This is a genomic window from Proteus sp. ZN5 (assembly GCF_011046025.1).
Taxonomy (GTDB): domain Bacteria; phylum Pseudomonadota; class Gammaproteobacteria; order Enterobacterales; family Enterobacteriaceae; genus Proteus.
Genome location: NZ_CP047639.1, coordinates 63413 through 75690, shown reverse-complemented (window position 1 = coordinate 75690; position 12278 = coordinate 63413). Strand labels below are relative to the sequence as shown.

Below are 12278 nucleotides of genomic sequence, written 5' to 3'. Positions count from 1 at the left end.
TGGTAATGAGATGATGAAATTTAATAAAAATAAGTATCTGACTATTTTAAATACGATGGGAGTACTATTTTTTGTATCATCAGTCTCTTTTGCTTTTGATGACGTGGTAAAACCCAAAGTTCTCAAAGGCAATGCATCATTAGTTGGCTCAATTATAGCATCGCCTTGCTCTATTGAAATGGAAGATCGTTACCAATATATCCAATTTGGAGATATATCGTTATCTGCCATTGATAATAAAGTAAAGAGAGAAAATTTAAGAAAGAAATTTTATATAAGATTATCGAGTTGTGTTAGTCAATATAGTAATACAGATAAGAAAGCATTAAATATTCAATTTAATGGATTAGAAGCTAATAATGATTCTATATTTTCGATGTCTGGAAGCTCTAATGGATTAGGTTTTTATATTTTAGATGAAGATGAGAATATAATTACCCCTAATAAGCCTTATTATATTGATCATCTTATATATCATACTAAAGATGCAAAAAGAGAACCTATATTAAATTATCAAATTGAGCTTGCTTTTACTAATCAAATAATAGAAGCAGGAAAACACTCTGCATTTGTGTATTTTTCAATCGATTATAAATAGATAATAAATTTATTTTTTTGATCACATTATCACGGTGAATGAATATGCTAATTTCAAAAAATATGGCAAAAGTAGTTTTATTACTCACAATGTCACCGTGCTTCTATGCTTATTCTGTCGAATTTAATACAGATATTCTTGATGCTTCCGATGCTGCAAATATTGATATCAGCCAATTTAATAGTGCTGGTTATATTATGCCAGGGGATTACCATCTTACCATTTTTAGTAATGGTGAAAGGATCGGTCCTAGTCAAAAAGTCTCTGTTTATCCAATTGAAAAAACAGCATCTTCAGAAAATATATTTAATACGGTCTGTGTACCTAGTAATAATCTTGAAAAATTAGGGTTAACAGAAGAAGCAGAAAAAAAAGTTCTAACACACCATGAGGGCCAATGTTTAGATCTATCCCCATTAACTGGGACAAATTTAACATTTGATTTGCCCGCACTAGCGCTTAAATTAACGGTTCCACAAACGTGGTTACAATATTCAGATCCTTCATGGGTACCTCCTTCGCGTTGGGAAGAAGGTATTGTAGGTGCATTTATTGATTACACGTTATCACTCAGCGGTGCTAAATATAATTCAGGTTCTAAATCTGTTTATGCATCTATGAATGGTACCAGTGGTTTTAATATGGGCGTTTGGCGTTTTCGTAGTGACTATAGTATGAGTTACCAAAAAGAAAACGGCGGAAATAGCAGTGATAAACATGAATCACATAATTTTGATTTCAATCGTTTCTATGCTTATCGTTCTATTAAAGCGTTGGCCGCGACATTAACTGTCGGTGAAAACTACTTTTATTCACAATTATTCGATGCTTGGCAATACACTGGTATCACCTTAGAAAGTGACGATCGCATGTTACCACCTAAGTTGGTGGGTTATGCGCCAGAAATTGTTGGTGTAGCAAAAACAAATGCGACCATTATTGTTAAAAGCCAAGATCGTATTATTTTAGAAACAACGGTTCCACCTGGACCATTTAGAATTCAGACTTTGGATAGCTCTATCCAAGGGCAACTAGATGTCACAATTCGTGAAGATAATGGTGAAGAACGTAAGTTTACTATTTCTACTGCAACACTGCCTTACTTAACTCGCCCTGGGCAAATCCGCTATAAATTAGTGGGGGGGAAATCACGTTATGAAGATCATAGATTAACGGGTGATACTGCAATTGGTGGTGAAATTTCCTATGGTGTGAGTAATGCATGGAGCTTATATGGTGGTAGCCAATTATCTCAACACTATCAATCTGTTGCAGTTGGTGTTGGGCGTGACCTTTCTATGTTTGGTGCGCTCTCTTTTGATATCAACCAATCATTTGCCAAATTATCAGAGAGTGATAAACAAGGTCGTTCATATCGTGTGAACTATTCGAAATCATTTGATGAAGTAAAAACCAATATTACCTTTGCTGGTTATCGTTTTACGGATGAAGATTATCGTACCTTAAGTCAAGCTATGGAAGAGCGAAGAACTGGGCAGGATGCTTATTCTCCAAAAGAAAGTTACCAAATTTATTTAAATAAATATTTTGACAATTTCTCATTATCACTTAATTATCAACATAATACTTTCTGGAATAGTCGCTCTCAAACGCAATATGGTATTTATGCAAATACGCGATTCTCTTTATCTAAAGTGAAGATCCGCGATATTAACTTAACACTCTCAGCTTTTCGCTCTCAGCGTGAAGGCGTGAATGATGATACGTTAAGTTTGTATGTATCTGTGCCTTTCGATCAAGGTGGCAACCTGACTTTCTCTGAACAATATACAAAAACAGATGGGAAAGGACGTTACAACCATAACGTGGGCTATAGTGGATATGATGAAGGTTTAAGCTACAGTATGAATGCAGGCTTAACACATGGAAAAGAAGTCGATTCAGAATCTTCATTTAGTGGTTATGTCAGTAAAGATATGAGTCTTGCAAACCTTGCAGCAAGTGCAAGTTATGTACCTAGTCAATATAAGAGTTTAAGCGGAACACTTTCAGGTGGTTTAACAGGAACATCTCATGGTCTGGTACTTCATCAACCTGCTTATGGGGATACACGCTTACTTATTGAAACTCCGGGAATAGCGGGTGTTCCGATTGAAGGTGAATCAGTAAAAACTAACGCATTTGGATTAGCTATTATACCTAGTGTTACTAGTTTCCGTAGTTCATCAGCAGCGATTGATGTGAGTGCATTACCGGATAACTATGATGCTATTGATACGATGACAGATGTCACTTTAACAAGAGGTGCAATTGGTTATCGTCAAATGAAAGTAATTAAAGGCTATAAGCTATTTGCCACAGTTAAGATGAGTGATGGTAAACATCCACCATTTGGGGCAAGTATTCGTAATAAAGATAATGTGGAATTAGGTATTGTTGGAGACGAAGGTATAGCTTGGGTAGTTGGTGTTGCTGAAAATGAAGAACTGGGCGTATTCTGGGGAAATGAAAAACGTTGCACCATTAATTTACCTGAAACCATTGATCCAAAAACACAAATGCTATTAATGCCATGTAAGTGATGCTAATAAGGTTAACCGTAAATGAAAAAAGAATTTAATAAAACTGTTATTTCCACTCTTTTCATCTCATTAATGGGGATCTCTAGTGTTGCTCAAAGCGCAGTAACACTAGATAGAACGAGAGTGATTTTTCCTGGAACTGAAAAATCGATTAACATTACTATTCGTAATGATAATCCAACGCTTCCTTATTTAGCACAAACATGGATTGATGATGCTAATGAGAAAAAATTAACAACAGGACCATTAATTGCGACGCCGCCGATCCAGCGTCTAGACCCTAAGTCATCAAGTATCGTACAAATTAGTACGACACCTTCTATCGCATCATTACCAAAAGATAGAGAGACTGTTTTTTACTATAACTTACGTGAAGTCCCACCTAAATCTGAAGAAGCGAACGTTTTACAAATTGCATTACAAAGTCGAGTAAAATTGTTTTATCGCCCAGCAGAAATTCTGTCCCAAGCAGACAGCATGTGGTTCCATAATGTGACATTAACACCGTCAGCGAAAGGGTATACCGTGAATAATGTGACACCTTTTTATTTAACTGTGATTGGATTGGCTTCAACACAAAAAGCATCTGAAACAGGTGCCTTTAGCGTTGTGATGATCCCTCCTAAATCAGATCATGAATTCGCTGTGCCTAAAACGAATGTTCCCTATATGACCATTATTAATGATTACGGCGGAAAACCGACGCTGCAATTTAAGTGTGAACAAGCTAAATGCACAGTAGCAAAAGAAATGTAACATAAGGAATAGAATATGAATTCCCAGAAATTTCGTTATCTAAAAAATAGCTGTTTATCTATGATAATTTTATTATCTGGGAGTTATGCCTATGCCAAAATAATTAATATTGAGACAAAACCTTTATTAAATTCTACTGAGACAATAGAAAGCGCATATAACAATAAAAGCAGTGGTTATATTTATGTCACTGCTAATCTTGTCAGTTCACCCTGTGATTTTATTGACTACAAAATAAAAAGTTATCGTCCAAAAAATAAATTTCTAAGTTATGACGCTTTTTTAATTACAGCGAATTTATCTGAATGTGGTATGGGTAATTCTTTTTCTCCACAGACCGTTAAAAATATGACGGCACCGACACCGATTAATTTATCTTTTATTGAGTATGATCGTGTTTTATCAAAGCATAAATTTTCATTACAAAATGGTAGAAATGCATTGCAATTTGAAGCGCGAGAATTAGGTGCTCATAGCTATCTGATGGAGATATATTATGAATAAATTGATTTATCTACTATTGCCATTATGTAGCCTCTCCACTTATAGCTATGCAGGTGGTTCATTAGATATTTCTTTTATGGGAAATCTAGTTTCTACAGGATGTAAGCTCCCTGAATCGCCTTATAACTTAGAGGTTCAGCTTAATAAAATTAGTAGTAAATATCTTTATGAATATGGACGTTCTCAACCTGTCGATTTTTCTATACCCATTGTTGATTGTTATGTGAGTGATTTAAATAAAACAATTTCAATAAAATTAAATAGTAATACTCTTGTAACAGATAAAGGTACTAGTTATTTGAAAACAGAAGGTGGCTCTAATGTTTTATTAGGTCTACTGGATAACAATGATACAGTTATTAAATTTAATGAAAAAATTGATATGGCTCGTGTTTTAGTGACAGGTCAAAATGAGCAAAATTTATTGAATTTTAAGGTTTATGCACGTCCACCTGTTACAGGGGATTTAAAAGAAGGTGCATTTTCATCGACCATTACATTTAATATTGATTATCAATAGGAGGCGATAATGAAAAAAATAATACTAGCGCTAACTATTGGCTTATTATATGTACCTATTTCATCGGCTGAAATTAATATTACAGTTAATGCGACACTAGTTAATCCTGCATGTACAGTGACGGATGCTAAAGGAGCCAAAGAGCTATTTATTGATTTTCAAAATGTGGATGTTAACGCAATAGTAAAAACACCGCCAAAAGCCTTTGATGTATTAATTAAAGATTGTAACTTAAATAAAATGATGAATTTATATCTTTCTCCTAAAGATAATGGTTATTTTTCTTATAATGGTATTGATGTATTAGCCACAACAACAGATCAATTAGGGATTGAATTTTCTGATATTACCAGTGGTAAACGTAAAATTAATGTTCAGCGTTATGAACGTATTACACCAATTCTTAGTAGCAGTAATTCAGGGAAAATATCACTAAGCACTCAGTTGGTATCAAATCGATCTGGCACACAGCTTAAAATGGGACCTTTTACAGCTAATGTTTCGTTATTAGTTGATTATAATTAGAGGCTAGTATGAAAAATTGTTTATCATTAATAAATAAAAAAACATTAATTTATTTAGGAGCTACTCTTAGCATCTGCTTATTCTCCCCATTAAATTATGCGGCTAATTATCCATCTGTTTATATTGACACAATTCAGAATCCTTCAGATGGATATACAATTAACCTTTCGGCTAGTAATGTTCAAATTTCGAAAACACCAACGATTGCATCGAATGGTGACTTTTTTTACCAAGTAGGACCTACATTCACAGTAGATAAAGGTGCTAAAGGACAAGTACAATCTAGTGGGATGGTTAACTGTATAGGGAGCTATGTAAAACAGTTTCCCGAGGGAACAAAAACAAAAGGAGATAACCATCTTCACCGCATATTTGTTTATTCTCCTCAGATGCCTTATACATTAAATGGATTGCCTGTTTTCCAACTTAGCTACAACACATTTATTACAATTGTCCCACCTGATGATATTATAAATAAATGGAATACAATAGGAAAAAATGCACGATTTTGTAATCCATCAACTAGTATGCTTAAAGACTATTTTACAAAAGGAAAAAATAAAGATTATTCAATTGATAAATTTTATTATCAATTTCCCTTCAAAATTTCTGTTTTTATAAGAAAAAGGAATATCGATGGTATTACTATTATTCCAAGCTCAGATTTTGCAGGATATGCTAGAGCATGGACAAATATAGCGGATACATCATTAGCATTTAGTTCTTTGCCTCAATTCATGCCAATTAACAGTACAACGGCACCAATGAGACTAGTTGGAGCTACATTGATATCACCAGCAGAATGTCGAACTGATGTAGGTTATAACTTGGTTATTAATCACGGTGTATTAAATGCTGAAAAATATGAAAGCCGAGTTGTTAGACCAATTAATTTCTCTTGTGATCACGTTGTTCCAACCCCAGTTGAATTTGAACTGTTTTATACCAAAGATGGTGATTCTCAACAACGTTTACCTTTAAAAGTCGATGGTACAAATAGAACTATCTATAGCAAAATTCAAATGATTGATGCTGAGACAGGTAATCGAGGACAGAAATTTACTTCTAGAGTTGGGCAATATAAGCAGATCCAAATAGAAAGTATTTTAAAAGGAACAAATGCTAGTGGAGGTAATTATAGTGGTACAGCCATATTAATAGCTGCTTATCCTTAATTCTTTCTTATTTATTAAAAAACGCTATTAAATTTAATAGCGTTTTTTTTGTTTAAAGATGGTGGGTTATTTAATTATCAAAGACTTTTTAATCAAACTCCAACACAAAGTTTGCGGAAGCACTGAGCTTGCCGGGTTTTACCTCATCACCATAACGATAATATTCAGCTTTTAATGGAACGTTATTAATACCGCTGGCTAAATCAGCCAGTTTTACAAACTGATTATTAATTAATACGGTATCGCCACTGGAGGGAGATGAAACTACAAAACCAACACCCTTTGCATTATCACTATTACCTTCATTATCGGGTTTGATTATTGTTTTTTGCCCCTCATAACTGGTAGTGTTGTGCGCCATTAATTTTATTTTAGCGGAGGAATCACCTGTACAATTTATTCTGAGATGATCTTCAGCATACTGATTATCGCGAGGAAAACCGATGTCAGAAAATGCGGTAATAGGCATTTTAGGCAAATTCATTTCAAGATTAGTATTTTCTGCACTACAAGATGTTGGTGCACTAATAATATTTACCGATAGGCGATAACTAAAACCAACTGCTGTTGTGCCACCACCTGAATTAAACCGATTAATTAATATAGAGCCAATATATTGAGTCGTAAAACGGTGTGATTTAGGATTATCTTTAGTAGAGTAAACAATTACTGTAGCGTCTCTGGTATTAAGTTTAGGTGCATTAACTGGGATTTCTTGTCCAGGTTGGCTTCTAAATGCAAGACCAGATTGGTTTTCGATTAGAACATAAGCATAATCGTCTAAGCCTACTGTAGGGCCATTGCGTACAACATAATATGCGGGCCTACCATCAATATCTCCATAATATGTTGGCATTACACCACTTGCCTCGCTATATGTTGCATAAGCATAAAACTCAGCACCATCTGGGCAATCCGCAACAGCAACATCAGAGCCATCACGTTTAAATGTAAAACGCGCCACCTCTTGATTTTTTTTGACCATTCCTTTTAGTTCAATTGTGCCACCTCTGGCATCCATTGTGCCATGTTTAATACCGCCGTTATTAACACAATCTGGTGCTGCATGGCTGTAAAAAGAGAGGGAAGATAAACTAAGAGTAAAAATTAGAAATAATAATTTATTTATCTTATTTTTTAAGTTGGTCATTTTATTTCCTTATTTACACTCAGTGTCTAAAATATATAAGCCATTAACGGGAGTTTTATTATCAATATCATAGGTCGCATGACAGCTTTTCTGCTCACCGTGAATAGTCCATGAAACTTGAATATTGCCTTGCGGTTTATTGGCCACAAAATAGAGTTGATGGAAACTTGCGACTAATTGTGTATCGTCGTTATCAATTTCGGCTTTAGCTCCCATTGGGATAGTACTCTTATCGGGCGTTTGTAATGTCAGTAGGAATTTAAATCCTTTTTTAGCATCAAAATCTGCCAACACTAATGCCCCTTTGGTCGGAATAATATTACTAATAATATTGTTCGAGATTTCAGTGTTACTAGGGATCGAATTCGTATTAACACTAATGCTATTTTTTTGGTAAGGAGACATGCCAGAAACAACGGCTAATCCACTATTATTGGTTTTAATGGATTGACCATTAATCACTTCTACACCTGAAGTATCTTTGGTTAAAATTAACGCATTCGTCTGTTGTAATGACGGTGCAAATACCGCACCGTATTGTGTTGCCACTAATGCACCACTAATACCATAGTTAATATTTTGTATATCTTGCGTATATGAATAACCGGCATTAACTACAGCGCTTTGTGCTTTATAAGAGCCATTTAAACCGCCACTATAATTAACACCTTTATTACCATATCCTTGATAAATATCCCAATTTGCTTGGTTTTTATCACCATAGGTTCCGCTTAAACGTGCGGTTTGTAATACTTGGTTATCATTATTGGTGGATATACCGTAATTTGCCCAAATGTAGTTCTCATGCAATGAAAAAGGAATGCTGATATTCATACTTAAATCATGGCTACTTTTATTATTATCGTTATAACGACTGCCATCGTAATAAGTGTAATAAACGCTATAGTTAATTTTATTAATCGCGCTGTTAAAGCCAGCATTATAAGAATGAACGGTTTTACCACTCACATATTTATAAATGACAGAATTTAAATTAACTGAAGCATTATTAGAAAATAGAGGCTGATTAATGGAGAGTGTATACTCATTTTTCAATCCATCGCGTGGATTGTATTTTGTATCCTTGTACTCCATCGCTTGCGTAAAGTTAAGAAAGTTGGCATCAAAATGGCGATAACCGACTAATGAAAGTGTTGTATCTGTTACTGATATATTTTTAGAATAATTTACTCTAAATGCATTGCCATGTAATGGATCATTGCCATTATTAGTGGAAGATTTAGCGTATAGCAAATCGGTAGTGATCGCGCCATAGCTCCCTAAATTTACCCCTGTACCAACACCAACAGATTGATATTTTTCGCCGAGAAGTACACCACCATAAAGAGTGACGTAATCAGTTAAACCATAGAAAGCTTCGGTTTGAACAACATAAGCACCATCGCCGCTATTATTGCCGTCATATTTACCAGTTGAAAAGCTATATTTTATTTCACCTTTTCTTTCAAGATTGGCAATAGAAGAAAAAGGCACAATAAAATTCTTTTCAGAGCCATCGGTTTCAGTCACGCTGACATATAAATCACCGCCACTATTCATTGGATAATAATCGGTAATATTAAAAGGCCCAGCAGGTACGCTACGCTTATAAATCACTTGGCCGTTTTGGGTGATAGTGACAACAGATTCTGTATTGGCAATGCCAGAAACACTAGGTGCATAGGTTCTGTTTTGTGTTGGTGTCATCAATCTATCAGTGACGAGTTTAATACCTCTAAATTTTACTGAATCAAATAGCTGTGAAGAGGAATAGAGATCACCAATCATTAACTCACTATTAATGCTAGTAATTGCTCTAGAAAGAACATTACTTAATGTATTCCATTTTTTATCGCCATTTTCATTCTTTGTCCATGTTGAATAATTATTAAAACGCCAAGGCCCTAAATTAACTTGGGTTTGAATATTACCATAATAACTATCTGTCGTATTACCATGACTACGACTATTAAATGAGGATAATGCATAATTCACTAATAGGGCAGGAATACCTGAATCCCAATTTTTTATTTCATTCTCTTTTAATCTATCTTCGTTAACATATAACTGTGGTAGTGTTAAAACATACTGTTTTCTATTTAAATCTAAATAACCACTTGCATTGTTGATATCGTTGAGATTAATAAAATCATTATTTTTGTTTTTATTAATCACATCATGAGGAAGATCAATGCCTGCTTTATACCACTCATCAGCTGAAAGGCGAGGGGCTAATATTTTATTATCACCCTCATCTCCCATTAGAATAAAATCAAACTCACGAGTTGATATGCGATTGTTATTTACAAAAAGTGTTACTGTATAGAGTCCTGGAGCGATACTATTTTCTCTAAAGACATTGAGATCTTCATTAGTGACTTGTTGAGTGCTTCCTTCAATATTTAATAGATTAGCAGGATAATAATCGTTTGCAGATATATTAAAAGAAGCAAATAAAGCACCAACAACAAATAAATGAAGTGACGACTTATTAAAATAATTATCCATTGTCTTTTTCATATTGAATAATATCTCTTATTGTAATGAGAATTCCATTGGTAAACTTTTTCCAAAATCATCGATATAAAATAATTTTATTTTTTCTTTACCAGACAGTGTTTTATTTACATTAATAGCTGTTTCTGATTTTGGTGATAGAAAACTAGGTATTTTTTCAATCTCTTTTCCATCAACAATAAGTTTTCCAATATTGACAAAATAAGGTGAGTTGTTTGATATCACAAGGCTATTATTTTTTATATCCCACTGTAACTCTTTGATTTCTTTTTCAATGTTAATATCTTTAAGAGATTGAGGTCTGTAAATTAGCTTGATCCTATTGGTTAGGGAATAGCGAAGAACATTCTCTAAGTTTTCATTGCTTGGTGCGACAAATTTAACATTGATCCAATACATAGATTCAATATCATTAGGCAGAGTGGTATTTTTAGTAACTTGTAATGTATTTTTTTGCTGTGCCATTAATTTAATTAATGGTGGAGTAATAACAAAATCTTGAGTGAGTTTACCATTAAGATCTTCAACCCAAGACTGTAATAAATAGTTGGTGTTTTTATCGCTATTAAAAGCAACAAAACCTTCATTGTTGTTTGTTTCATTATAAACAACGCGTGTTGTTTCTAATCCAAATCCAGCAAAACTTGATGTGATTGAACTAAATATTAGTCCTAATCCTAAAAGTGTATTTTTTAATATCATTGGTAAATACCTTTTGAATAGAAGCAGGTTAATATAATAATTAACCTGCTTTTATTTATTATTGATAAGTCAGAGTGTAATTTAATGTTGCATCAGCTCGGCCTGCTTCTACGTCATCAGCAGTGCTAACATATTTGGCAATAAAAGAGAGTGTTTTAGATTTAATATCGCCAGTGTCTTTAATTTCATACTCTTCAGTGAAATTGATACGGTAAGGATTAGATAGATCATAATCATCATAAATATGGATGCCGACATTTTTTGCGGTATTAGGATCATTAGGATTATCCAATGCTAGAATTTTATCGGAACTATCATCAGCTTTACCTGATAATTTTAATTTAACTTTGCCTTGGGGTGGACAATTAACTAATGAGATCTCTAATTTACCATTACCGGCTGTTCCACCTACTTCACTACCAGCGTCATCAAATTCACTGGTCGCGTAGCGACCCATATTAACGTTACCGTCAGAGCCAGTACCATTAATATCAATAGTGCATGTTGATGAATAAATTAAGCCTGTAAAAGAAATCTGACCAGTTTGCTCTTCTGCAGAAACTGTTACACTTGCTGTTATTGCTGAAATAACGAAAGCTATTGGAAGTATTTTTTTTGTTAAAATAGTCATTTTGACCCCTAGTGATTGATATAAATAGTATTTAATAAAGCATATTAAGTGCTATTTATTCTAAGATTAGTTTATTATTACTGCTCATAGATCAACTAAAGGCATCAGGAGATATAAGCACTTTAAACAGATAAATCTAATAAAAAATATAATCTTAAATAAAATAGCTTTTACTATTAATCATAAAAATCGAAATCAACTTTCATTGTTTTAATTTTTATAATTAACATTAAATCTAGATATAGAAATTGGCTTCAAATTTTGTACAAGCGGATTCTATGTAGTTTATTTAGTTCTGTCTCATGGACAGTGTTACAAAATTCTCTTATGTAATAGATAAAACTCATTAATAAGATAATAAAATATAATTTTTTTCCTGTTGTTTTTCATTTGGTTATGTTTTTTAGGGGGATTGAGGATAAGAGGGGATAGTTAAAATTTACTTTATGGATAATATATTTTGTTACAAATAGAATTAAAATTAAATTGTATTAATGACAATACTTTATAAAAACCAATCATTAAAAGAAGAGTTCTTAATAATAATTAAAACAGTATTAGTGGGAATAATAATTATTATAATTTTCTTTGTCTGTTTTTTTATTTAATTTTCATATTGGGTGTTTTAAATATGAAAACACCCATATTAAATGCAAT

At 33.3% G+C, this 12278-nt stretch carries 11 protein-coding genes; 7 read left to right on the top strand and 4 right to left on the bottom strand.

The features are described 5' to 3' along the window. The first annotated feature begins 10 nt into the window (after window positions 1-10). From GTK47_RS00350 to GTK47_RS00320, 7 genes are read left to right on the top strand one after another with little or no spacing between them, the layout of a single operon-like run. Window positions 11-598, top strand: coding sequence for a fimbrial protein (locus tag GTK47_RS00350; protein WP_165121788.1), 588 nt, complete (start codon window positions 11-13; stop codon window positions 596-598). A 44-nt stretch (window positions 599-642) separates the two neighbouring features. Next, window positions 643-3141, top strand: coding sequence for a fimbria/pilus outer membrane usher protein (locus tag GTK47_RS00345; protein WP_165121787.1), 2499 nt, complete (start codon window positions 643-645; stop codon window positions 3139-3141). Between the two features lie 21 nt (window positions 3142-3162). Then, complete coding sequence (locus tag GTK47_RS00340; protein WP_165121786.1) at window positions 3163-3897, top strand: fimbria/pilus periplasmic chaperone; 735 nt, start codon at window positions 3163-3165, stop codon at window positions 3895-3897. A gap of 15 nt (window positions 3898-3912) precedes the next feature. Then, window positions 3913-4401, top strand: a complete 489-nt coding sequence (locus tag GTK47_RS00335) for a hypothetical protein (RefSeq protein ID WP_165121785.1) — start codon at window positions 3913-3915, stop codon at window positions 4399-4401. Further along, window positions 4394-4921: a fimbrial protein gene (locus tag GTK47_RS00330; RefSeq protein ID WP_109408554.1), complete on the top strand. Its 528-nt coding sequence runs from the start codon at window positions 4394-4396 to the stop codon at window positions 4919-4921. The genes GTK47_RS00335 and GTK47_RS00330 overlap by 8 nt, the downstream gene beginning before the upstream one ends. Before the next feature lie 9 nt (window positions 4922-4930). Beyond that, window positions 4931-5446: a fimbrial protein gene (locus GTK47_RS00325; RefSeq protein ID WP_165121784.1), complete on the top strand. Its 516-nt coding sequence runs from the start codon at window positions 4931-4933 to the stop codon at window positions 5444-5446. Between the two features lie 8 nt (window positions 5447-5454). Next, window positions 5455-6621, top strand: a complete 1167-nt coding sequence (locus GTK47_RS00320; RefSeq protein ID WP_165121783.1) for a hypothetical protein — start codon at window positions 5455-5457, stop codon at window positions 6619-6621. A gap of 88 nt (window positions 6622-6709) precedes the next feature. Here the strand turns inward: GTK47_RS00320 and GTK47_RS00315 are convergent, their stop codons facing one another. The 4 genes from GTK47_RS00315 to GTK47_RS00300 are packed head-to-tail and all read right to left on the bottom strand — an operon-like array spanning window position 6710 to window position 11621. Continuing rightward, entirely contained in the window at window positions 6710-7771 is a 1062-nt protein-coding gene (locus GTK47_RS00315; protein WP_165121782.1) for a fimbrial protein, read from the bottom strand. Between the two features lie 9 nt (window positions 7772-7780). Continuing rightward, window positions 7781-10291 (bottom strand): fimbria/pilus outer membrane usher protein, encoded by a 2511-nt coding sequence (locus GTK47_RS00310; RefSeq protein ID WP_241256052.1) that lies wholly within the window; start codon window positions 10289-10291, stop codon window positions 7781-7783. A 15-nt stretch (window positions 10292-10306) separates the two neighbouring features. Then, window positions 10307-10990, bottom strand: coding sequence for a molecular chaperone (locus GTK47_RS00305; protein ID WP_165121781.1), 684 nt, complete (start codon window positions 10988-10990; stop codon window positions 10307-10309). A gap of 58 nt (window positions 10991-11048) precedes the next feature. Then, entirely contained in the window at window positions 11049-11621 is a 573-nt protein-coding gene (locus tag GTK47_RS00300; RefSeq protein ID WP_165121780.1) for a fimbrial protein, read from the bottom strand. Window positions 11622-12278 lie beyond the last annotated feature (657 nt).